This window comes from Bacteroides sp. OM05-10AA (assembly GCF_003439055.1).
Classification (GTDB): domain Bacteria; phylum Bacteroidota; class Bacteroidia; order Bacteroidales; family Bacteroidaceae; genus Bacteroides; species Bacteroides intestinigallinarum.
Window position 1 is genome coordinate 1 of record NZ_QSUR01000031.1, and the last position, 22,959, is coordinate 22,959.

Here is a 22,959-nt window from a genome sequence, read left to right on the forward strand (position 1 = left end):
TAAGAATGAAAAAAGGGCGACAAGATAGAATCGCGGAGACGCTTACTTGGAAATGAAATATGTCAATAGCTAATAGAATTTCTTATCAAGCCCTCAAATAGCTATGCTTTAGATAGGCTAAAGCGTAGCTTTCCGTTTCCTAAAGCTATGCTTTAGAAAAGTGAAAAACCTGTATCGAAAAACGTAATTAATAAGAAATATACCCCTTTCATAATAGACAGCGGCCGTTTAAAAATAAATCATAGGCTGATTTAAAATAAATATCCCAATGATTGAATTCAATCATTGGGATATTTATTTTAAACACTTAGATGTTTTATTATGAATTCCTCGCTGAAGAAGGCATCAACATTTAATATTCAACTCATTCAAAACCTTGCGTATTGCCTCAAATGTGGTAATGCGAGTAGGAACTAGTGGCAACCGAAGTTTATTCTCGATCATACCCATGGCATTCAACATTGATTTTACTCCTGCCGGATTTCCATCAACAAACAATAAATTGAATAATTCCGTGAATCGATGATGGATGGTTAATGCATTGGCAAAGTCTCCTTGAAGCGCCAGGCGCGTCATACGGCTAAATTCACGAGGAAAAGCATTACCGATTACTGAAATCACACCAACGGCTCCCAATGTAATAAGCGGAAAGGTTATACCATCATCTCCGGAGATTACATTGAAATTTTCCGGTTTATTTTTAATAATATCATCCATTTGCGTAATATTGCCGGATGCTTCTTTGATAGCAACTACATTCTTAAAATCACGGGCAATCCGCAAAGTAGTTTCAGCAGTCATATTTACCCCCGTACGTCCCGGAACATTATACAATACGATGGGGAGCTCCGTAGCTTCCGCAATCGCTTTATAATGCTGATAAATACCTTCTTGAGAAGGTTTATTATAATACGGCACAACAGACAATATGGCATCAACTCCTGTGAAATCATCATTTTTCAATGTTTCTACAATAGCACGAGTATTATTACCACCTACACCCAACAGAATAGGAATTCTTCCGTTAACGCGGTCAATTACCATCTTTTTTATAGTTTTCTTTTCTTCCTCGGTCAGAGTCGGTGTTTCAGCTGTAGTCCCCAGCACACACAAGAAATCCGCATTATTCTGTAATAGATAGTCCACCATACGCATCAACGCGTCATAGTCAACGCTCTCATCCTCTTTGAAAGGAGTAATCAGTGCTACCCCCATTCCTTTCAATTTAGTCTGTATCATGAGTTTTAATTATAATCTCTAATTTATTTAGCCGCAAAAGTACGAATATTTTTCTTATCTTACGATATAAGTTTCAGAAATTCGTCTTCGCTTAATATGGTTATTCCAAGTTTTTTTGCTTTTTCAAGCTTTGCAGGTCCCATATTGTCTCCAGCCAGTATAAAACTTGTTTTCGCAGAAATGCTTCCTACATTTTTCCCTCCGTTTTTCTCGATAAGCTCTTTATATTCGTCACGTGAATGATGAACAAACACACCGCTGATAACGATAGACTGTCCCGCTAACTTATCCGTATATCCGCTTAAATCTTCTTCGGTGCGATAAAGCTGCAGTCCGGCCTCTTTTAGCTTGGCAACTAACTCACGATTAGACTCATTCGCAAAATATGCAAGTATACTCTGGGCTATTTTTTCTCCGATTTCATCGATACTTACCAATTTTTCAAGATCTGCCTGTTGCAGATCATCTATATTCTCAAACGATTTTGCTATCTTTTTGGCCACAGTCTCACCAACAAAGCGAATTCCCAAAGCAAAAATAACACGTTCGAAAGGAACGGTTTTGCTTTGTGCAATCCCCGTTATAATGTTCTCTGCCGATTTTTCTCCCATACGATCCAAACCTTTGATATCATCAGCTGTGAGTTTATATAAGTCGGCCGTATTTTTAATTAATCCCAAACGATAGAACATATCCACGGTTTCCGGTCCCAATCCATCAATATTCATAGCCTTTCGACTAATAAAATGCTCGATTTTGCCTTTGATTTGAGGAGGACACGCTGTTTCATTGGGGCAATAATGAGCGGCTTCCCCTTCATACCTGACTAATTTACTACCACATTCGGGACAATTGACGATGAATCGAACCTTCTCCCCAAGCATAAAACTACGTGCATCTTTATCTACCCCCGTAATCTTAGGAATAATTTCACCACCTTTTTCCACATAAACCATGTCTCCGATATGCAAATCAAGTCCTTCGATGATATCCGCATTATGTAAGGATGCACGTTTTACGACAGTTCCCGAAAGCTGTACAGGGTCCAGATTAGCTACTGGAGTGACTGCTCCGGTTCTTCCTACCTGATAGGTCACCTTATTCAATCGGGTCAATGCACGTTCTGCCTGGAATTTATAGGCAATAGCCCATCGAGGAGACTTAGCCGTAAAACCCAAATTTTTCTGTTGTCTCAAACTGTTCACCTTTAAAACAATCCCGTCTGTGGCAACCGGTAGATTTTTACGTTCTACATCCCAATAGTTGATAAATTCAAAGACCTCCTCCAATGTCTGGCACTTACGCGTCAAATCAGAGATTTTAAAGCCCCATTTTGCCGCTTCCTGAAGATTTTCATAATGTCCGTCACAAGGCAGATTATCTCCCAATAAATAATATAAATAAGCATCCAGCTTGCGAGAAGCTACAATAGAAGAATTTTGCAACTTCAATGTACCGGACGCCGCATTTCTCGGATTGGCAAAAAGCGGTTCTTCACGTGCCTCTTTTTCCCGGTTCAACTCTTCAAACACTTCCCATGGCATAAGAATTTCCCCACGTATCTCAAAAGAAGCGGGATAATTATCACCATGTAATACAAGCGGGATAGAACGGATTGTTTTCACATTATCCGTCACATCATCGCCTTTTTCTCCATCTCCACGGGTGACGGCACGAACCAACTTCCCATTTTCATAGGTCAACGAAATAGAAGTACCGTCATATTTCATTTCACAACAAATCTCGAAATCCTCATTTAGCGCTTTACGGACACGATCGTAGAAGTCCGTCACTTCCGCTTCCGAATATGTATTTGCCAATGACAGCATAGGATATTTATGGGCCACTTGCGTAAAATTCTTGTTCAAGTCGCTCCCCACGCGCATAGTGGGTGAATTTTCATCTTTATATTCCGGATGTGCTTGTTCCAGATCCTGAAGTTCACGCATCTTATCGTCAAACTCTTTATCCGAGATTTCAGGAGCATTCAACACATAATAATTATAATTATGCCGATGAAGTTCGGCACGCAATTCCTCTATTTTTTCTTTTATATCCATATTTCTTCGATTGTTTAAGGCAAAAATACATGTTTATCTTTGAATATTTGTACTTTTGCGAAAAATTAAAAGATTATGCGCATTGATATTATAACAGTTTTACCCGAAATGATTGAAGGTTTCTTCAATTGTTCTATCATGAAACGAGCTCAAGATAAAGGACTTGCAGAAATACACATTCACAATTTACGTGATTACACCGAAGATAAATATCGTCGTGTCGATGATTATCCTTTTGGAGGATTTGCCGGAATGGTGATGAAAATAGAACCTATCGAACGCTGCATCAATGCTCTAAAGGCAGAACGTGACTACGATGAAGTTATCTTCACGACCCCTGACGGAGAACAATTCAATCAACCGATGGCCAACACTCTCTCTCTGGCACAGAATCTCATTATTCTTTGCGGACACTTTAAAGGCATCGATTACCGTATTCGCGAACATCTGATTACTAAAGAAATCAGTATCGGCGATTATGTATTAACAGGAGGAGAACTAGCGGCAGCAGTGATGGCAGATGCTATCGTACGTATCATTCCCGGAGTCATCTCCGATGAACAATCCGCACTTTCCGATTCTTTCCAGGATAATTTGCTGGCAGCACCTGTATATACACGACCTGCTGATTATAAAGGCTGGAAAGTTCCCGATATTCTATTATCCGGGCATGAAGCAAAGATCAAAGAATGGGAACTGCAACAGTCCCTGGAACGCACCAGAAAACTTCGTCCCGACCTATTAGGGGAGTAAAATAAAGTGTAAATAAAAACGACGATGAAGATTACGTAAATCCTCATCGTCGTTTTTATTTTATCTTCAATCTAAAGATTCTGTCCGTAGACAATTCCTCTAAACACGAACTTCTTTTTCATCTGCCACTACCTGCCTGTTTATCCTTTCTTTATTTAAAAGAGAAATAGCATTTTTCTTGCAGACTTAATGCGAAGGGTTATTGTATGTTTTCAATTATACCTCAAGCGCACCAATTATTTCCTTTACAGACTTACATCCGTGTCTTTCCAGGTAATTATTTATACCATCTTCCACTTTAATAGTCACAGCAGGATCTATGAAATTTGCCGTACCAATTTGGATGGCCGTCGCACCTGCCAGCATGAATTCAACAGCATCTTTCCAGTCCATAATACCTCCCAATCCAATGACAGGAATATTTACCACCTTGGCAACTTGCCATACCATACGTAATGCGATAGGTTTTACGGCTGCTCCCGACATTCCGCCTGTTATAGTTGACAAAATAGGGCGTTTACGTTCCGCATCAATCGCCATACCCAGCAATGTATTGATTAATGACACACTATCCGCACCACTTTCTTCTGCTGCACGAGCTATTTCAGTGATGTCCGTAACGTTCGGGGAGAGTTTTACGATAAGTGTCTTTTTGTAAGCTGAACGCACTGCTTTTACTACTTCTGACGCCCCTTTTGCTGACACACCAAAAGCCATACCACCTTGCTTTACATTAGGGCAAGAGATGTTTAGCTCTATAGCAGGAATTTTGTCAAGTTCATTAATGATTTCAGCTGTTTTTACATAATCTTCGATGGCAGATCCCGAAACGTTTACAATCATATTCGTTTGGATGTCTTTTATACGGGGATATATATGCTCCACAAAGTAATCAACACCCTTATTTTGCAGTCCTACAGCGTTTAACATCCCAGAAGGAGTCTCTGCCATACGCGGATAAGGGTTTCCTTCACGTTTGTGAAGAGTAGTTCCTTTTACAATAATACCACCTATTCGCGCTATATCAATGAAGTCGGAGAACTCTTCACCATATCCAAATGTACCAGATGCTGTCATCACCGGGTTTTTCATTTGTAATTCACCAATGTTTACACTTAAATCTGCCATAGTAGTTTATTTATATTAAAAACAGGACCTTCTTTACATACACACAAATGACCTTCTGTCGTATTTTCCACACAACATAAGCATGCTCCGATACCACAAGCCATTGTATTTTCCAAAGATACTTCACATTCTATCTGATTACTTTTGGCATATTTTGCCACAGCCACCATCATCGGTTTGGGACCACAAGTGTAAATCTGCTCAAATCGTACCTTATTTAATATAGAATGTTGGGTAACATATCCTTTTTCTCCATGGCTACCATCTTCCGTAGTGGTATATACCTCTCCATATTTGGCAAACTCTTCCAGCTGCAACAGATCTTTGTCGCTACGGGCACCTAACAGGAACGTAGGTTTATGGCCTTTTTTAGCCAACTGCTCACCCAAATAAAGCATAGGGGCTGTTCCGACACCTCCACCAACTAATAAGAGCTTATCAGAAGCCTCCAGAGGCATTGTATATGCATTTCCCAGTGGAAGCACTACATTTATTGTCTCACCGGGATTAACCTCTGCCAAACGTCTTGTTCCATCACCAACCAGCTGGATCAGAAACCAGACCTCATTTCGCTGTTTATCTACAAAATTAATAGAAATGGGACGCCGTAAGAATGTAGTAGGCGAACCGTCCACCCGGAGTTCGGCAAACTGCCCAGGTAACATTTCGGGCAGTAATGACTGAGAGGTCAATTTTAGCAATACATAGTTTGCATTCAATCTGATATTCTCGGTCACTGTCAGATCTAAAATAAATTTCTTCATGTATGGATATAAAAGTATAAATTCGTATTCCGGGTGCAAAGATACAGGAAATTGCTCAAACCACCGATTTTACTCTTCATTTTTCAGGTCGAAACGTCTCATAGGTATTATCATCGAAAAATATTCTTATTTCCGTGATTTTCCTGGCAGGCTTTTCTATATACCTAATCTCTTGTTTTACAATCTCTTTGGGGGCATTTTCGGCGTTTCTTAACGGCGTTTCCTTGCGATTTTCCGGAAGAGTCGGTTCTTTGGACGGATTTACGGGATTCTCGTCGAATAAAGAAGGCAGATAATCGTGATTAGAAGAAGAAAAGGAAGTTCCTTCTTCAGACACCATCATTTCGCCCTTACCATAAAGCAACCATTCAAGATTTACATAGTCATACTTTTGATGAACCTTCATAACGACCTCTAAGCTGGGTTTATTCCGATCGTTTAAAATATGAGAGAGAGTAGATTGTTGCACTCCAATTGTTTCAGCAAAAACTCTAGGAGGAACTTTTTCTCTTTCCATTATCATTCTGATTCTGTCTTTTATTTCCATACTACCTTCTTTTTATTACAATTGTATGTGTTATGTACCTATTTCACAAAAATACGCACTATCTCATTGATTATACAAAGGTAAATATTTAGATTCACAAAAGCAAATTACAAATATAAAAATATCAATATTACAAAAGTATATCGCGTTATACAAATCGAATATTACGCTTGTATATAGAATAAAACGAGTTATTATAAGCATATAGCTTTAGTTTAATCATATAACATAAAACACATATATATAACTACATATATGACACAAATGAAACTCAAATAGAGACATTCACAAATATACATACCACATAGAGAAGGCTTTTATAGTACAAATTGATATAATAAACTATATAACGTTGATTTCTAATAAGATAATAGATATAAAAGTATTTGTTAATGCCTGAATAGCTACATTTGTATATAAGGTATTATTTTTGTAAATGCATAAATATATTATTGTAAACACCATCTTTTGATTACATTTGGAATTCGTTCACATAAGTATACGACACATTTATAACCATATAAATACACAAAAGTAAATATTGATAGTTGCAAAAGCAATAAAAGGAAGGGATCAACTCATACTTTACCAATGTATATTGCTATTTTTTTCTAATCATCCTTTACAATCTTCTCTAAAAAGAAAATCCTTGCAATATTTCCGTACCGATCTCCACTTATTTATTTTTTTTCGATTCTAGGAAGCTCATTTATTACATAAACAAATGAAATACAAAGACTTACCCCTATAATTCTGATTCTATTTTTCTATTAAACTAGAAAAAATAGGCTTATAGTAATCAAATATACTCTGGATTATCAAAATGACACTAATGGATGATTTTAGAGAAAAGAAAAAATCTCCATTCTCACTATAAAACGATCCCTCTAAAATCCAAAATGCTTTTTTGATAAACTCAAGAATAAGTAAACTTTTCTCGTTTAAAAATTAAAGCTCCTATTTAAAAGAAAAAATTTCCTTGAAGGCAGATCAATACAAAATTCTAAAAATATACTTTGTGTAGTTCGTTAAATGGGTAACTCTATAAAACTACAAAAGGAGTAAATCTATTTGTAAAATAATCACTGGCATTGTGAAAGTCTTTTTTATAATGGAAGTAATTGCGAGAATACAAAAAAGACATATACTTCCCGTTTCTATCTACGGTAAAAGTATATGTCTGATTATATAGGTAATTCTTAATCCTACTTAATGCAAAATTTTGAACACTAATTCACGAAGAATATCTCCATCTGTCATAGAACTATTTTGGACTCCTTTGGATTTTGCATCAGCATATCGTATTTCTCCAACAATTTGCATGGTCTTTACTCCGCTATATTTTCGCATTGCTGCCATATAATCCCGAGCCTGCCAGGGAGTTCTTAACCCTAGCATATTTGCAATCCCTTGCTCTGATTTATCCGGTGCATAATAAGTCAACATTAGGTTGGAGTAAAAGCTGAATAATAAAGACAGCGTCATTTGGATCGGATTAGTTTTCGGATTTTCCTCAAAATATTTTATTATCTTATTTGCTTTCAATATATCCTTTTCCACTAAAGCACTACGCAATTCAAAGTTATTATAATCTTTGCTTATGCCTATGTTTTTTTCTATCTGTTCAGGAGTTACACGTTTTTGCCCGGCAGGTAAAGTGATAATCAACTTTTCAAGTTCTCCGGTCAAACGACTCAAATCTGAACCTACAAAATCAGCAAGCATAGCAGTTGCTTTAGGTTCCATATCAACTCCTTTCCGTTTCATATAGGAGGCTATAAAACCGGGGAGTTGTGCATCCTTTATTTTTTTAGATTCAAACAGCACACCAACTTTGTCCACCTCGGCAGCCAGCTTCTTTCTACGATCCAACGTTCCATGCTTATGGCATATCACTAAAATGGTGGAAAGCAAAGGCTTTTGAAGATAATACGACAACTCTTCCATATTACGTACCGCCTGCGCTTCCTTAACTACTACTACTTGGTGTTCCGACATCATGGGATAACGCTTTGCGGCATTTATAATCGTTGCCACATCCACATCGGCCCCATACACAACAGTCAGGTTGAATTCTTTTTCCGTCTCACTCAACACATTATCCGTTATGTAATCTGCAATCAAATCGATATAATACGACTCTTCTCCCATCAGGTAATAGATAGGGTGATACTGCTTTGCTCTCAATTCCTTGAGGATGTCATCACAGGTCAGTTCTTGTTTTGCCATATATAATTTTCAGAAAGACTGGATTACCAGTCGAATTTCAAGTGTTTAACAGTTTTCTTTTCATCAATAATCATACGCAAAGAAGCAATACCAATTTCAACATGCTCTTCTACATAATTTCTGGTAACCAAACTATCACTTCTATCTGTTTTTACTCCGTCGGGAGTCATTGGCTGATCGGACACTAATAATAATGCGCCGGTAGGAATATGATTGGCAAAGCCACAACTGAACAAAGTTGCAGTTTCCATATCAACTGCCATAGCCCGGGTCTTTTTCAGATATTCTTTGAATGCATCATCATGTTCCCAGATACGGCGGTTGGTGGTATATACGGTACCGGTCCAATAGTCACGACCTTTGTCACGGATGGATGAAGAAACGGCACGCTGCAACATAAATGCAGGTAATGCAGGAACTTCGGGAGGAAAATAATCGTTAGAAGTTCCCTCTCCACGGATAGCTGCAATGGGGAGAATCAAGTCGCCAAGCTGGTTTTTCTTGTCGATACCACCACATTTTCCCAGAAACAAACAAGCTTTGGGTTGAATAGCTCCCAGCAAGTCCATGATGATGGCAGCGTTGGGACTTCCCATGCCAAAGTTAATCATAGTGATACCTTCGGCAGAAGCAGAAATCATATTTGCATCCCTTCCTAAGATGGGAACATTAAACTGATTTGCGAAAATCTCGACGTACTTGTTGAAGTTAGTCAACAGAATATACTCTCCAAAATCCTCCAGGTTACGTTTTGTGTAACGGGGCAGCCAATTAGCTACGATTTCTTCTTTTGTTTTCATAATTATCTATTAAATTTGTGCTCCCAATAATGGGAACCATTATTTAACTTACAAAAATAATAAATGTTATCGTTAAACCTACCAGTATTCGACACTAAAATAAACGTACGAAACGGAAAAAATGTAATTTTCGACGTAATTCGTAAACGATATGTCGCCCTTACCCCTGAAGAATGGGTACGGCAACACTTTGTTCACTTTCTTATTGCACACAAAGGATATCCGACTGCCCTTCTGGCCAATGAAGTAATGGTAAAGTTGAACGGTACTACCAAACGATGCGACACCGTACTTTATCGGAGGGATTTATCAGCCCGGATGATTGTGGAATATAAAGCACCACATATCGAAATCACACAGGCTGTTTTCGATCAGATCACCCGGTATAATATGGTATTGAAAGTAGATTATCTGATTGTCAGCAACGGAATGCAACATTATTGTTGCCAGATGGATTATGAGAATCAGAGTTATACGTTCCTTCAGGATATTCCAGATTACAAATCTTTATAAAAATGATCCGCTTCATTCGCCTTAAAAAACAGACTTACCTGCAAGAATAAAATAGCGTCACTATCCGTTCAAGATAGTGACGCTATTTGCTTACTATGGTGACACCATCCCAAACAGATGGCGTCACTATACCAACTCCCCTTTCAGGTAGTCTTCAAACAGCCTTTTACTTCTATACGGCAACATCTTTCCCACTATCCTCATTTCCTTTCTTTTTGCTGAATCGCTCTTGCAATTTCTGCATGAATTCGTAGAAATTAGGAATATAAATGGTAGCCAATAAAGTGTTCATGGCCATACCAAATACCACAGCGGCACCCAATGCTATACGACTTTGTGCACCTGCACCGGTGGCGAATAACAAGGGCATCACTCCTAATACAAAAGCAAAAGAAGTCATCAGGATCGGACGCAAGCGGACATGCCCCGCTTCAAAGGCAGCTTCCCTAATTGAATTACCCTCGGCACGGAAATCACGGGCAAATTCCACAATCAAAATTCCGTTCTTTGCAGAAAGTGCAACCAACAGGATTATACCGATTTGCGTATAAATACTGACTGGAGTTCCCATAATCAGACAGCCAATCATGGCACCTAATAAGGCTACCGGCAATCCGATGACGGCTGCTACCGGGCTGGTCCAACTTTCATACTGTGCAGCAAGTACCAGGAAAGCAACAATTAACGCCATAATCAGAACAATGGTAGTCGTATTCCCAGCCTGGGTTTCCTGATAGGCAACGGAAGTCCATTCATACCCAAACTCATCTCCCAGCTGTTCCTTAAACAATGCTTCCACTTCTTGAATAGCCTGCCCGGTACTACTTCCCGGAGCAACATTGCAAGTCAGAGAAGCAGTCGAGTACATATTATAGCGGTTAATCTGGTCTTGGCCTAACTGTTCCTCCACTTTGGTGAAAGAAGAAAAAGGCACCATCTCTCCTGCCGAATTCGGCACGCTTAGCTTCAAGACATCATCAATTACCCGCTGTGCTTGATCGCGCGCCTCGATTTTCACCTGGTAAATACGGCCGAATTCAACAAAATCATTCACATAAGCCGCTCCCATATAATAGCCCAATGTAGAGAAAACATCGTTCAAGGCAATTCCCATAAACTGGACTTTGTCACGGTCGATATTCAAGAAATATTGCGGAACATTTGCCTGATACTGGCTGGATACAGATGCTAAAGCCGGTTTTGAATGATAAGTAGCAAGCAAGGCATTGATGGCCTGCTGCATTTCCGTCGGTCCCAGATTACGCCGGTCTTCCAACTGAAGCTGTAAACCACCGGATGCACCCAACCCCGGAATAGCCGGAGGAACCATGGCAAATACTTCCGCAGCCTGAATAGTCATATACGCTTCACCATTAAAACGGTTGACTATGGCAGCAGCCGTATGCTCCTTCCCTTTCCTCTCACTCCAGTTTTTCAGCACCACAAAATAAGTTGCAGAGTTACTCTGTTCGCCACCACCCATGATAGAAAAGCCGGAAATACCAATATAATTCTTTACTTCCGGATAAGAATCCAGAATACCGTTTATCTTTTCTCCCACTGCTTGCGTACGCTCAAGGCTGGCGGCAGGCGGAAGTTGAACAACAGCAATAAAATATCCGTCATCCTCGTCCGGGATAAAAGTCGACGGCCAATGCATAAAAAGCAATAGAGCAATAACAGTCAAAGCGCCATAAGAAGCGAGAGCCATTCCCGGACGTTGAAGCAACCATTTGACAATTTTGTCATATACCCCTTGTGTCTTGTCATAAGCCTTATTGAAACCTTTGTATATAAGGAAGTTAGAAGGTTTACTCTTTTCAAGAAACAGTGCGCAAAGTGCAGGAGTCAATGTCAACGAATTGAAACCGCTCAATACGGTAGAAGCGGCAATAGTCAGTGCAAACTGCTTATACAGTTGACCTGAAATTCCACTAATCATCATTGTTGGAATAAACACGGCGAGCAATACGAGAACCACCCCGACAATCGGACCCGTGATCTCTCCCATCGCTTTTGTCACCGCTTCACGAGGTGAGTACTGCCCGGTTTCCAACAACCTCGAAGCGTTCTCCACCACCACTATCGCATCATCCACCACAATAGCAACTGCCAAAATCAGTCCGAACAATGTTAATGTGTTGATAGAGAAACCAAATGCCGCCATTACGGCAAATGTACCGATCAACGATACCGGGATAGTGATACAAGGAATAATCACTGCCCGCCAATTCTGCAGGAACAAGAAAATAACGAGTATCACCAGCAAAGTTGTTTCAAAAAAGGTGACCATCACTTCATCAATGGAAGCATGGATGACATCAGTCGTATCCAAAGTGACATTATAGGCCACTCCTGACGGGAAACTTTCTGCCAGTTCTTCCATCTTAGCTTTCACTCCTTTTGAAACATCCAGCGAATTGGAACCCGGTTGCTGGTAAATAGCAATAGCAGCCGTAGGTTTTCCATTCAATCGCGACACTACACTGTATGAAGCAGACCCCAAATCAATGCGTGCAATATCTTTCAGACGAAGCATCGCTCCATCCTGCTCACGGCGAATAATAATATCTCCGAACTGTTCAGGAGAATTCAATCGTCCCTGAACATTCAAAGTATATTGAAAAGCATTATTATTATCCTGTCCGATAGGCTGACCGATATATCCGGCAGATACTTCCACATTCTGCGACTGGATCGATTGATAGACTTGCTGCGGTGAAATATTCCGTATACGCATAGCCTCCGGATCGAGCCAGATGCGCATCGAATAGTCCCCTGCTCCCATCACATTCACAGCACCCACTCCAGGCACACGTGTCAGCTGGTCCACTAAATTCAATTTGGCATAATTAGTCAGATACAGGCTGTTGTACACAGAGTCCTGCGAAGTCATTGTCAAAAACATCACAATGTTTGAAGATTGTTTCTGCACAGTGACCCCTTGCACCACCACCGGTTCCGGCAGCGATGATTGTGCGATACTTACCCTGTTTTGTACCTGCACAGTTGCCATATCGATGTCCGTACCAACAGCGAATGTAATAGTCAGAGAATATGCTCCCGAAGATGAAGAATTGGAAGACATATAAAGCATGCCGTCCACACCATTCACCTGCTGTTCGATAGGAATACCCACTGTTTGAGCAACAGTTTCAGCATTTGCCCCGGGATAAACGGCAGAGACCTGCACCGTTGGCGGTGTGATCTCCGGAAATTGCGCCACAGGCAATATATTGAGTGTGACCAGACCGGCTACTACAATAAGCAGGGCAAGGACAGTAGCAAATATCGGTCGGTTGATAAAAAACTTAGAAAACATAATGTATAGGTTTAAAAGATTTCATTTGTTAATCAATCAGTTATCCAAAAGACCTTATTTCCCTCTTTTAGGGAGGGAATCAGGAAGTGGCTTTACTTTCATTCCGTCTCTGACTTTCATCAAAGCCTCCGTGACATACTGTTCCTGCGGGGAAAGTCCACCCAATACCTGCCGTAAAGTGCCGTCGACCAACTGCCCTATTTCAATATGCCGGTAATGAACTATATTCGAATCATTTACAACATATAAGTACTTGCCTAACTGGTCGGTTCCGATAGAGCCCTCTTTCACCAGCATGGCATTTTTAGCTTCTCCATAAGGTAAAGTTATGCTTACATATAATCCGCTCTTCAATATCCCTTTCGGGTTATCAAAATTGGCACGAACCATCAGTGTTCCTGTATTCACATCTACATTTGGTGAAAGATAATCGAGCGTAGCCGGATAACTTTCAGTTCCCCCCTTTCCCAGTTGAACCATTATTTTTTTAGGAAGATCAGTCGGTAACTGCTGGGTATCCATCGTCATTGCCAACCATTGATTATCAGCAACATTAAAGTAAGCATACATCTGATTATCTTTATAAATAGTAGCCAATGTGACTGGTTGCAACGAACCGCCTACATAACTTCCTATATCTACAGTCGCCTTACTGATGGTGCCGTCAAACGGTGCACGGACATAACAATATCCCAGATTTGTACGGGCGGTGCTCAAAGCTGCTTCCGCGTTGCTGACAGCTGCAACACCTTCTTTCACAGAAGATTCAGCCTGAAGTACCTGTATCTGGCTGACCGCATCACTCTTTACAGCCTCTTTCATACGGCTATAATTATTACGAGCATATTCCAATTGCGCTTGGGCAGTTTTCAGTTCTGCTTCTGCTTGCTCCACCTGATCTTTATATAAGGTTGGTTCGATGACAAACAACAGTTGCCCCTGTTTCACCCGTCCACCTGCGACATAAGAGGTAGACTGCAAGGTTCCGTTCACCCTGGCTACAAGATTCACCGTCTTTTCTGTTGTCAGATAACCCGGATAATCTTTCGTCAAAGTAATATCCTCCACTATGGGTTTGGTCACGCTAATTTCCGGAGTTGGCATACCTCCCATCGCTCCTGTACTTTTCTTCTCCTTGCAACCCGTCAATATAGGCAGTGCAAGAAAGATATACATCAGTTTTTTCATATCTGTTAGGTTATATAATATTTTATAGATTGATTTTTATTCTCTCCAACCACCCCCTAAAGCCTTGTAGAGGGCTATCAGTTGCAAAAGCGAACTACCTTGTGCCTGTACCAGCTGATTCTCATAAGATAACAGAGAACGTTGCGCATCAAGTACGTTTTGGAAAGGCGAAAGTCCCTGTTTATAAAGTTCCAGTGAAAGTTTCAATGTCTCAATTCCTTGATTGCGTACTTCCCGCAGGGCTACAATCTGTTTGATTGAATTCCGGTAGGAATTCATAGCATTGTCCGTTTCCTGTACGGCAGTTAAAACCGTCTGATTAAACTGGTTGATCGCTTCATCCAGTTGCGCTTTTGCCAGCCGGGTTGCATTCACCAGCTGTCCTCCATTGAAAATAGTCCAGTTCAATGACGGAGCAATTTCATAAGTCATACTTTTACTTTTGGTGAGATCCTTCAGGTCACGGGCGGCATATCCAAATGAACCTTTCAAGAAAACTTTCGGCAACCAATCCGCTTTCGAAGCTCCGAGCAATGCTGCCTGCGCATTTACGCTCAATTCCGCACTTCGTACATCAGGCCGTCGCAGTAATAAATCGACAGGCATTCCCACTCCTATAGGTTCCATATAATCGGGCAATGTGCCACTGGATTCAAGAACAGGACGAATGTCCTGGGGATACATTCCCAATAAGACAGCCAATGTTGTGATATACTGATTGATACCCGCTTCCAACTGGGGAATGGAGGCTTTTGTGCTATATAATACAGACTTGGCCTGTGCCACATCGAGTTTGGCAACCAGCCCGGTGTTATAGCGTACTTCCGTGATTTTCAGGACTTCTTCCTGCGAAGCACTGTTTTTCTTCACCACTTCAAGCTCTTGTTGCAACTCCCTTAGATTGATATAAGCCGAGGCTACTTCTGCAGCTAATGAGACCATGACTCCTGTGTATTCTTCCTTGCTGGCGGCGAAATTCTCTTTCTGCGCTTTTACCCGTTTACGGATACTGCCGAAAATATCAAGCTCCCAGCTCATGCTTAGCGAAGCATCATAATAATGATCGGTTGTTTGGGGCAGTGAACTTGTATTTCCACTGGTTTCCTGACGGGTCCATCCTGCATTCAATCCGATGGAAGGAAAGAAGTTACTGCGTTCTATCCAAAGATTGGCACGAGCGGCAGCTATACGGTTGATTGCCATGGCAACGGAGTAATTACGATCTACTGCCAGAGCTATCAAAGAGTCCAGTTTGGTGTCTTGGAATGACTTCCACCAATGGTCATCCACTGGAAGTATCTGTTGAAACACTTCCCCGCTCTCTTCCCAATCTTGAGGAAGCGGAGCTTTCAAATAACGGTTTGCGGTCTGTCCAACCGCGGTCACAGTTGAAAGAAACATAAGGAGCGATGTGCCCCACACTCGTATATTCATATCAGTTCAGGTTTTTATGAAATGAAAAGATAACAACTAAAGGGTAAGTTTGTTTATCGATTCTTTTTTATACGAGCACTTGCTAAAACAAAAAAAGCCCCGCATTGCTGCAGGGCTTATTATATATCAAAAAAGTAACTTTACTTACTTCACTACTCTTCTTATTCAGCAGTTTTTCTTCTGATAGCTCTTTTGGTAGTAGCTACCGGAGCTTCTTCCACCTTGTGTTCGATTTGTACGCCAGCCAATTCCGGGTCAATCATAATACGTCCGCAATATTCGCAAACGATTACTTTCTTACGAGAACGGATATCCAGTTGTCTCTGGGGCGGAATCTTGTTAAAGCAACCACCACAAGCGTCACGCTGTACGTATACAATACCCAATCCGTTGCGAGAGTTCTTACGGATACGTTTGAACGACTGCAACAGACGCGGTTCAATCTTAGTTTCCAAATCTTTAGCTTTGTCTCTCAATTTCTCTTCTTCCTGTTTGGTTTCAGAGATAATTTCGTCCAGTTCGCTCTTCTTCTGCTCAAGGTCTTTCAGTCTTTCGTTAAGAATCTGATCGTTCTTCGTTACTTCAGCCTCTTTTTCTTCTTTATCAGCAGAATATTCCTTAATTCTCTTTTCGCAAAGTTCGATTTCCAATGTCTGGAATTCGATTTCTTTCGTCAAGAAGTCATATTCACGGTTATTGCGAACATTGTCTTGTTGTGACTTATATTTTTCTACTGAAGCCTTTGCTGTTTCGATTTCTACTCTCTTGCCGGCAATAGCAGATTTCAGTTCATCCACTTCAGCTTTGATCTTGTCGATACGGGTACTCAAACCAGCAATTTCATCTTCAAGGTCTTGCACTTCCAACGGAAGTTCACCTCTCAATGTCTTGATTTCATCAATCTTAGACAACATCGTTTGCAGTTGGAACAGTGTCTTCAGTTTCTGTTCTACCGTCAACTCATTCGGATCTTTTTTTGCTTCTCTAGCCATTTTACTTATAAATATTTTATGGGATTCGTATTTATTTTACTCAATTGGAGTGCAAAATTAGGAAATAAATCCCGGATTATGGAATAAAAAATTTCTTTTGTATATTGTTCGCTTTCGTAATGACCAATCTCTGCCATCAGAATATCACCCTCATGGCCGAAATAATCATGATATTTGATTTCTCCCGTAATAAAGACATCCGCCCCCGTCCGAATTGCCTGTGGAAGCAGGAAAGCTCCGGCACCACCACATAAGGCAACCTTCTGTATTTCTCTCCCCGTCAGTTTGTTATGACGTACACAACCCACTTCAAAGATTTTCTTGATGCGTTTCAGAAACTCGAGTTCCGTTTCCGATTCATCCAATTCACCTACAATTCCCGAACCTGCCTGCAACCAGTCATTCTGCAACGGATACAAGTCGAATGCCGGTTCCTCATAAGGATGTACAGACAATAAAGCCTTTATAACTTCCGCTTTCTTATATATAGGAAGAATGGTTTCAATCCTTACTTCATTTTCATGATGCAGTTCACCGATTGTTCCACAGAAAGGATGCGTTCCCTCTTTTGCCCGGAAAGTTCCCTCTCCTTTCAGATTGTAACTGCATGAATCATAGTTACCTATATTTCCGCATCCGGCTGCAAACAATGCTTCACGCACACTATCGGCTTGTGCATCCGGCACGAAAGTCACCAGCTTAATCAGACTGTTCTCTTTCGGTTCGAGCACTTTCAGATTCTTCAACCCTATTTTCTCTGCTATCTTATAATTGACTCCACCTTGTGCATTATCAAGATTAGTATGTGCTGAATAGATCACAATATCATTCTTTATTGCTTTCAGTATGCAGCGTTCCACGTAATCTTTGCCCGTGATAGATTTATAGCCCTTGAAAATGAGCGGATGGTGCGATATAACGAGATTGTACCCCAGCGCGATAGCTTCATCCAACACAGCTTCGGTAACGTCAAGACACAACAAAGCCCCTGTTGCTTCCGCTTCTGTCAATCCGATTTGCAGGCCGGCATTATCAAATCCGTCTTGCAATGGCAGAGGCGCGAATCGTTCAAGGGCGCTTACTATTTCCTTAATTTTCATTATTGGTAGAAAATTTGGTTGCAAAGATAATAAATAAAATAGGAATTAACATACTAAGTGATCGTTTTTTAGAGAATTTATCGTTATCCATTTTTTGAGATCCCCGTAAAAGATATAAAATACCACCCAGAAACTATCAAAAAGGACCTAAAAACTATCTGTTGATAGAAATTCCCCTAAATTACGTCTGATTCTCCCCTACCAAGGTTGACAAAATATCTTAAACTTGCATCATCAAAATTTTTACAACGAATACTCACATTTTAAAAACAACACATATGAAAAGTTTAAGCTTCAGAAAAGATTTGGTAGGAGTTCAGGAAGAATTACTACGTTTCGCATACAAACTGACAACAGACCGCGAAGAAGCAAACGATTTGCTGCAGGAAACCTCATTGAAAGCATTAGATAATGAAGATAAATATACACCCGATACAAATTTCAAAGGATGGATGTACACCATCATGCGCAATATCTTTATCAATAATTATCGTAAGGTAGTTCGCGACCAGACATTTGTCGACAAGACCGATAACCTTTATCATCTTAATTTGCCGCAAGATGCAGGGTTTGAAAGTACTGAAAGAACATACGACCTGAAAGAGATGCACCGTGTAGTCAATGCTCTTCCGAAAGAATACAGGGTTCCGTTCGCCATGCACGTTTCCGGATTCAAATACCGTGAAATTGCAGAAAAACTGAATCTTCCGTTAGGTACCGTAAAAAGTCGGATCTTCTTTACCCGTCAGAAATTACAGGAAGAACTGAAAGACTTCCGCTAAACCATGACTATACCCATATAAATTTTAGATTAAACAGTTAATTTCATTTTTCAGTTTTATCAATAGGCAAAAGGCAAAAAGAGTTTATATTCTTTTTGCCTTTTGCCTGTTTTCATCGGATAAATTCGGATAAAAACCGGTTCCGGAATAAAAACTAATTATAAATTTTCGCCTAAAGCTTCCGTTATTTATTGAAATTCTGTACTTTTACTTCATCTAAATAATGAATACGATGAAAACAAATTTGACTTTACTGTTCCTGTTAGTTATGATGATTTCTTGCCAGCCCAAGAAAAGTGATAGTATCGAAATGTCCGTAGCCGAGGCTGCAAAGATTGACAATATCGAAGATTGTGCGGCAGATACGGTCAAAGCTACCGCTATCTTCTGGATTGATAAAGTAGAAACCAAACACTGCAAAGAGTACGGTTTTCGCACAATCAAAGCTAAGGTGCTCATTCGCGAAGACGGGAAGGTTGATTTGCTGTCATTCGTCAAGAAACAATCGCCTGATGTAGAGAAGTATATACGCCATCACCTCTCTAAATTTCAAGTAACGGAAAAGATGTTTGAAGGCGGTTATGTGCAACCCGGAGAACAATTCGTGCAGCTTCGCTGCTTATGGGGAATGTTGAAAGGCAAATAATAAACACGCTAATAACCGGTTAGCTTTTGCTTTTCATTTGCACCTTATTTATCATTTGTACCTTGTTTTTCAGTGCATACCGTTCGTCTACGACTCTGTCCGTAGGGAAGAAAGTGAAAATAAGCCGCCACTCTCCTTCCTTATAGATAAATTTACGTCCACTGGCTCCACGAAGAATTACTTCGTATTTTTCCTGCAGGAAAGCCTCGATATGTTCCGGCATTTCTGTGCCGGATGCTGAAAACTCCACTGTTATAAAGAAGTGTGGAATAGCTATTTCAGCTACTTTATGGAATATCTGGTCAATAACAGTCATTTCCTGGGTTCTTTTGTTACCTCCAGCAGTTTTCCGTATGCATCAAAAGATCGACGCGAAGCCAATGAAATAGTAATCATTAGCGATAGCATAGATGCTGTGAAAGTAATCACCATAATCATCATCTGATACTTGATAGCGACATTCGGGCTGCTTCCTCCCAGAATTTGTCCGATCATCGTGCCCGGAAGAGCCACCAATCCCATCACGGCAATGTTTGCAATCAGGGGACTAAACGATTTAATGATGGCCTGCCGGATAAATGGAGCCTGTGCTTCCTGCCTTGTTGCCCCATTTCCCAATAAATACCGATATAGTTGCTGTTCACGTTTCAATCCACTATAATAAGTATTCAAAGCTATTACATTGCTCGACAGCATATTACCCATCAGAATTCCGAATATTGGAATAAAGTATTGGGCGCTAAATATATTATCCAGTTGGAGAACAATACCGATAAAATAGATGCCTACCAATACAACACTACAAAGAAATCCTACCGTAATAGGGATTAATAAAACACTACGTTTCAACTGGGTACGTACCAATGCGGTCTGCCCGGCCACGAATACCATAATTATCACCCAAAGAAAATTAATCCAGGGATTGTTCCATAAAAAGAGATATTTCAGATACATGCCGATAAAGAACAGCTGGATAATCATCCGTAATGTACCAATCACGGCAGGTTTCAGCAATCCCGTTTTAAATTTCCAAAGGTAAAAAAACGGAATGGCAAGCAATAGCAGCCCTATAAAGAGATTATAATATGATATATCAATCGTTCCCACAATATATTCTTAACAATTCTATCCGATTTGCGTTACAGTTCAATTAATTACAGTTCTATTAAATAATGACAGCCCGAAGCAAAGTCCTTATCATGTGATACGGCTAACACAGCCGTTCCCCTTTCCGCCTGTCGCCGGAAAAAAGACAGGACTTTACCGGTCGATCCGGCATCCAAAGCAGAAGTCGGTTCATCTATGATAATGAGAGGTTTGTTGAGCATTGCAGCCACAGCCAGCATAATACGTTGGCGTTGACCACCCGATACTTCATTCACCCTCTTTGTATATAATTCGTGTTCCAGCCCCAATTCATCGAAACAAGTGAAAAGTCTTTCTTCCGAAAAAGGAACAGAACGATTCACTTTCAATCCGAACGGGAGAGCCACCATCTCTTTGACCCATTCAAAAGGTAGCGCCAATTCTTGAGGAATCCATGCAATCTGTCTGCGGACACTATCAATAGTCGATATATCAAGCAATGTTTCCCCTACCTGTATAGATCCTTCTTTCAAAGGCACAAACCCCATTACCGCATTCAGCAACGAAGTCTTTCCACAACCGGATTGACCGACAATGCAAGCCGTTTCTCCCCTTTCCAACTTCATACTGAAACCGGAGAAAAGCACTTCCGTACCAAAAGCAATACAGGCATTATTAATATGTAACATCTATTTGTTCTCTTGAAAATCCTGCCAAAATTATATTTATTGAAGTTCCGCCACCCACTTCTCAATGTTTCGTGTTTCAGCACTAAAATTCACTCCAATCTTAAAAAGTGTTCGCCCATCACTTTCGAAAGGTTTAGCATAATGCTTTTCATTGATCTGCTGCAAGGCTTCTTCAGCCGTACCCTCCAGCTTGAATTCCATGACATAGATAAATTTATCAGTCTGCAAAACAAGATCGATACGGCCCTGGCTCGTGTGATATTCCGCTTTTACATAAAAACCGACTAATTTGAACACGATAAAGAGGACATTCTGATAATGCAATTCCAAATCGCGAACCAATTCATAAGGAGTATCTGCAAAGAAACTCTGAAGACGACGGAAAAAAGAATCATAATCTCCCGAACGGACTTCGCGGACAAACTTCTGAATCTCAAAAGATGATTCTACGGCATTTATATTGGCATAAAAAGGCATGAGATATTTCACAAAACCTTCCTCCACTTCACGATTGGGAAATCCCAGGCGATAAGTTTCAAATTCACGATCGTAGCCTTTTATGGTAAGATAACCGCTCTGATAAATCACAGGGATAGGATTGTCGGAAGTTGAATCAATACTATTCAGTACGTCGGCACTAGTTTCTTCATGAGCCATCCGGTGAAGATCGTAATGATGTTTTTTTAGTAATTCGACCAGATAAGTAGGTGTGCCCGTTTCAAACCAGTAGTTGCCAAACACATTGTATTTAAGAGTATTAAGTACACTGAACGGATTATACATACCTATAGAATCATGAGTGAAATGATAACCATCATATCTTTCACGCATTTCTGTGCAAATTTCATCATACGTCAAACCTTGCGCATCGGCAAATTCATGCAATTCAGTTTCAAAGTTCTCATGCAACTCACGATCACTGATTCCGCAGATTTCTATATACTGCTGACGCATAGAAATATCCTCCAGATTATTCAGATCGCTGAATACACTTACCTTTCCGAATTTTGTAACTCCCGTAAGCATACCAAATTTAATGCAGCCATCCTTGCTTTTTAAAGCTCCATAGAAAGCCTTCAATGTATCACGAAAACTCTTCTGGAGTTCATCATTACCAATCGCCTGTAACATAGGCTTATCGTATTCATCCACAAGAATAACGACACTCTGGCCCTCTTTCTCACAAGCACGCTGAATAATACCTTGAAAGCGGGAAGCGAATGTTTTCTCATAATCCTGTGCACCATAGAGAGCTTCCCACCCCCGTAAAGCACTCTCTAAAACCTGGTCGAGTGCTTCAGGAGTCGTATATTTCTCTGCATTCAGATCTAAATGCAGAATGGGATATTTGATCCAATCTTTTTCCAGTTTCTCTATTGCCAATCCTTCGAAAAGTTCTTTCTTCCCCTGAAAATAGGCTTCCAATGTAGATAGTAACAAACTTTTCCCAAAACGACGTGGACGACTAAGAAAATAATAACTGCCAGTTTTCACCATTTGATATATCCAAGCAGTCTTATCTATATAGCAATAACCTCCTTTGCGGATTTTCTCGAAGTTCTGTATGCCGATAGGATAAATTTTATTACTCATATACTCATAACTTTATAAGTTGACAGATACAAAGATAGCTTTTCCGCCCAATAACACAAAGTCCGATACGAAAGTTTTTTCATATCAGACTTAA

Annotated in this window: 20 protein-coding genes; 4 read left to right on the forward strand and 16 right to left on the reverse strand. The window is 40.3% G+C overall.

Going from position 1 to position 22,959, the window contains the following annotated elements; all coding sequences use genetic code 11:
- Nucleotides 1-345: 345 nt before the first annotated feature.
- Nucleotides 346-1,239, reverse strand: coding sequence for a 4-hydroxy-tetrahydrodipicolinate synthase (gene dapA / locus DXB58_RS20500; protein WP_004303039.1), 894 nt, complete (start codon nt 1,237-1,239; stop codon nt 346-348).
- A gap of 59 nt (nt 1,240-1,298) precedes the next feature.
- Nucleotides 1,299-3,299, reverse strand: a complete 2,001-nt coding sequence (ligA, locus tag DXB58_RS20505; protein ID WP_004310411.1) for an NAD-dependent DNA ligase LigA — start codon at nt 3,297-3,299, stop codon at nt 1,299-1,301.
- 75 nt (nt 3,300-3,374) lie between these two features.
- On the opposite strand from ligA, the gene trmD reads away from it, so the two are divergent.
- Complete coding sequence (gene trmD, locus DXB58_RS20510) at nt 3,375-4,052, forward strand: tRNA (guanosine(37)-N1)-methyltransferase TrmD (RefSeq protein WP_004295953.1); 678 nt, start codon at nt 3,375-3,377, stop codon at nt 4,050-4,052.
- Between the two features lie 216 nt (nt 4,053-4,268).
- Here the strand turns inward: trmD and DXB58_RS20515 are convergent, their stop codons facing one another.
- The 5 genes from DXB58_RS20515 to DXB58_RS20535 form a co-directional block, all read right to left on the reverse strand.
- Nucleotides 4,269-5,180: a dihydroorotate dehydrogenase gene (locus tag DXB58_RS20515; protein WP_004318239.1), complete on the reverse strand. Its 912-nt coding sequence runs from the start codon at nt 5,178-5,180 to the stop codon at nt 4,269-4,271.
- Nucleotides 5,168-5,944, reverse strand: a complete 777-nt coding sequence (locus DXB58_RS20520; RefSeq protein WP_004295951.1) for a dihydroorotate dehydrogenase electron transfer subunit — start codon at nt 5,942-5,944, stop codon at nt 5,168-5,170. The genes DXB58_RS20515 and DXB58_RS20520 overlap by 13 nt, the downstream gene beginning before the upstream one ends.
- Nucleotides 5,945-6,020: 76 nt before the next feature.
- On the reverse strand, nt 6,021-6,491 hold the full coding sequence (locus tag DXB58_RS20525; protein WP_004295950.1) for a helix-turn-helix domain-containing protein: 471 nt from the start codon (nt 6,489-6,491) through the stop codon (nt 6,021-6,023).
- 1,209 nt (nt 6,492-7,700) lie between these two features.
- Nucleotides 7,701-8,720, reverse strand: a complete 1,020-nt coding sequence (gene holA / locus DXB58_RS20530) for a DNA polymerase III subunit delta (protein ID WP_122138106.1) — start codon at nt 8,718-8,720, stop codon at nt 7,701-7,703.
- A 23-nt stretch (nt 8,721-8,743) separates the two neighbouring features.
- The gene (locus tag DXB58_RS20535; RefSeq protein ID WP_004318231.1) at nt 8,744-9,520 is read right to left on the reverse strand and encodes an AMP nucleosidase; all 777 of its coding nucleotides are present in this window, start codon (nt 9,518-9,520) and stop codon (nt 8,744-8,746) included.
- Between the two features lie 63 nt (nt 9,521-9,583).
- Here DXB58_RS20535 and DXB58_RS20540 point away from each other — a divergent pair, with 63 nt between their 5' ends.
- A complete protein-coding gene (locus DXB58_RS20540; RefSeq protein ID WP_008647554.1) occupies nt 9,584-10,033 on the forward strand; it encodes a type I restriction enzyme HsdR N-terminal domain-containing protein in 450 nt (149 codons plus the stop codon).
- Between the two features lie 172 nt (nt 10,034-10,205).
- Here the strand turns inward: DXB58_RS20540 and DXB58_RS20545 are convergent, their stop codons facing one another.
- The 5 genes from DXB58_RS20545 to DXB58_RS20565 all read right to left on the reverse strand — a co-directional run bounded on the left by DXB58_RS20545 (nt 10,206) and on the right by DXB58_RS20565 (nt 18,069).
- The gene (locus DXB58_RS20545) at nt 10,206-13,355 is read right to left on the reverse strand and encodes an efflux RND transporter permease subunit (RefSeq protein ID WP_122138107.1); all 3,150 of its coding nucleotides are present in this window, start codon (nt 13,353-13,355) and stop codon (nt 10,206-10,208) included.
- A gap of 54 nt (nt 13,356-13,409) precedes the next feature.
- A complete protein-coding gene (locus tag DXB58_RS20550; protein WP_074558530.1) occupies nt 13,410-14,543 on the reverse strand; it encodes an efflux RND transporter periplasmic adaptor subunit in 1,134 nt (377 codons plus the stop codon).
- Between the two features lie 36 nt (nt 14,544-14,579).
- Nucleotides 14,580-15,977: an efflux transporter outer membrane subunit gene (locus tag DXB58_RS20555; RefSeq protein WP_004295943.1), complete on the reverse strand. Its 1,398-nt coding sequence runs from the start codon at nt 15,975-15,977 to the stop codon at nt 14,580-14,582.
- 161 nt (nt 15,978-16,138) lie between these two features.
- Nucleotides 16,139-16,969, reverse strand: coding sequence for a zinc ribbon domain-containing protein (locus DXB58_RS20560; RefSeq protein ID WP_004295942.1), 831 nt, complete (start codon nt 16,967-16,969; stop codon nt 16,139-16,141).
- 5 nt (nt 16,970-16,974) lie between these two features.
- A complete protein-coding gene (locus tag DXB58_RS20565; protein ID WP_074558531.1) occupies nt 16,975-18,069 on the reverse strand; it encodes a Nif3-like dinuclear metal center hexameric protein in 1,095 nt (364 codons plus the stop codon).
- Between the two features lie 278 nt (nt 18,070-18,347).
- On the opposite strand from DXB58_RS20565, the gene DXB58_RS20570 reads away from it, so the two are divergent.
- Complete coding sequence (locus DXB58_RS20570; RefSeq protein ID WP_004303051.1) at nt 18,348-18,851, forward strand: RNA polymerase sigma factor; 504 nt, start codon at nt 18,348-18,350, stop codon at nt 18,849-18,851.
- Nucleotides 18,852-19,083: 232 nt separating this feature from the next.
- The gene (locus DXB58_RS20575) at nt 19,084-19,497 is read left to right on the forward strand and encodes a DUF4891 domain-containing protein (RefSeq protein ID WP_122138108.1); all 414 of its coding nucleotides are present in this window, start codon (nt 19,084-19,086) and stop codon (nt 19,495-19,497) included.
- Between the two features lie 19 nt (nt 19,498-19,516).
- Here DXB58_RS20575 and DXB58_RS20580 read toward each other — a convergent pair whose 3' ends face one another.
- The 4 genes from DXB58_RS20580 to DXB58_RS20595 are packed head-to-tail and all read right to left on the reverse strand — an operon-like array spanning nt 19,517 to nt 22,865.
- Nucleotides 19,517-19,813 (reverse strand): hypothetical protein, encoded by a 297-nt coding sequence (locus tag DXB58_RS20580; protein WP_004325917.1) that lies wholly within the window; start codon nt 19,811-19,813, stop codon nt 19,517-19,519.
- A complete protein-coding gene (locus DXB58_RS20585) occupies nt 19,810-20,604 on the reverse strand; it encodes an ABC transporter permease (RefSeq protein ID WP_004308919.1) in 795 nt (264 codons plus the stop codon). The genes DXB58_RS20580 and DXB58_RS20585 overlap by 4 nt, the downstream gene beginning before the upstream one ends.
- 47 nt (nt 20,605-20,651) lie before the next feature.
- Entirely contained in the window at nt 20,652-21,272 is a 621-nt protein-coding gene (locus DXB58_RS20590) for an ATP-binding cassette domain-containing protein (RefSeq protein WP_004308918.1), read from the reverse strand.
- 36 nt (nt 21,273-21,308) lie between these two features.
- Entirely contained in the window at nt 21,309-22,865 is a 1,557-nt protein-coding gene (locus DXB58_RS20595; RefSeq protein ID WP_122138109.1) for an ATP-binding protein, read from the reverse strand.
- Nucleotides 22,866-22,959: the final 94 nt, after the last annotated feature.

What these genes read in the sequence shown, in the direction of transcription:
- dapA (WP_004303039.1), bottom strand. Translation starts at nt 1,239, where the DNA reads ATGATACAGACTAAATTGAAAGGAATGGGGGTAGCACTGATTACTCCT.
- ligA (WP_004310411.1), bottom strand. Translation starts at nt 3,299, where the DNA reads ATGGATATAAAAGAAAAAATAGAGGAATTGCGTGCCGAACTTCATCGG.
- trmD (WP_004295953.1), top strand. Translation starts at nt 3,375, where the DNA reads ATGCGCATTGATATTATAACAGTTTTACCCGAAATGATTGAAGGTTTC.
- DXB58_RS20515 (WP_004318239.1), bottom strand. Translation starts at nt 5,180, where the DNA reads ATGGCAGATTTAAGTGTAAACATTGGTGAATTACAAATGAAAAACCCG.
- DXB58_RS20520 (WP_004295951.1), bottom strand. Translation starts at nt 5,944, where the DNA reads ATGAAGAAATTTATTTTAGATCTGACAGTGACCGAGAATATCAGATTG.
- DXB58_RS20525 (WP_004295950.1), bottom strand. Translation starts at nt 6,491, where the DNA reads ATGGAAATAAAAGACAGAATCAGAATGATAATGGAAAGAGAAAAAGTT.
- holA (WP_122138106.1), bottom strand. Translation starts at nt 8,720, where the DNA reads ATGGCAAAACAAGAACTGACCTGTGATGACATCCTCAAGGAATTGAGA.
- DXB58_RS20535 (WP_004318231.1), bottom strand. Translation starts at nt 9,520, where the DNA reads ATGAAAACAAAAGAAGAAATCGTAGCTAATTGGCTGCCCCGTTACACA.
- DXB58_RS20540 (WP_008647554.1), top strand. Translation starts at nt 9,584, where the DNA reads ATGTTATCGTTAAACCTACCAGTATTCGACACTAAAATAAACGTACGA.
- DXB58_RS20545 (WP_122138107.1), bottom strand. Translation starts at nt 13,355, where the DNA reads ATGTTTTCTAAGTTTTTTATCAACCGACCGATATTTGCTACTGTCCTT.
- DXB58_RS20550 (WP_074558530.1), bottom strand. Translation starts at nt 14,543, where the DNA reads ATGAAAAAACTGATGTATATCTTTCTTGCACTGCCTATATTGACGGGT.
- DXB58_RS20555 (WP_004295943.1), bottom strand. Translation starts at nt 15,977, where the DNA reads ATGAATATACGAGTGTGGGGCACATCGCTCCTTATGTTTCTTTCAACT.
- DXB58_RS20560 (WP_004295942.1), bottom strand. Translation starts at nt 16,969, where the DNA reads ATGGCTAGAGAAGCAAAAAAAGATCCGAATGAGTTGACGGTAGAACAG.
- DXB58_RS20565 (WP_074558531.1), bottom strand. Translation starts at nt 18,069, where the DNA reads ATGAAAATTAAGGAAATAGTAAGCGCCCTTGAACGATTCGCGCCTCTG.
- DXB58_RS20570 (WP_004303051.1), top strand. Translation starts at nt 18,348, where the DNA reads ATGAAAAGTTTAAGCTTCAGAAAAGATTTGGTAGGAGTTCAGGAAGAA.
- DXB58_RS20575 (WP_122138108.1), top strand. Translation starts at nt 19,084, where the DNA reads ATGAAAACAAATTTGACTTTACTGTTCCTGTTAGTTATGATGATTTCT.
- DXB58_RS20580 (WP_004325917.1), bottom strand. Translation starts at nt 19,813, where the DNA reads ATGACTGTTATTGACCAGATATTCCATAAAGTAGCTGAAATAGCTATT.
- DXB58_RS20590 (WP_004308918.1), bottom strand. Translation starts at nt 21,272, where the DNA reads ATGTTACATATTAATAATGCCTGTATTGCTTTTGGTACGGAAGTGCTT.
- DXB58_RS20595 (WP_122138109.1), bottom strand. Translation starts at nt 22,865, where the DNA reads ATGAGTAATAAAATTTATCCTATCGGCATACAGAACTTCGAGAAAATC.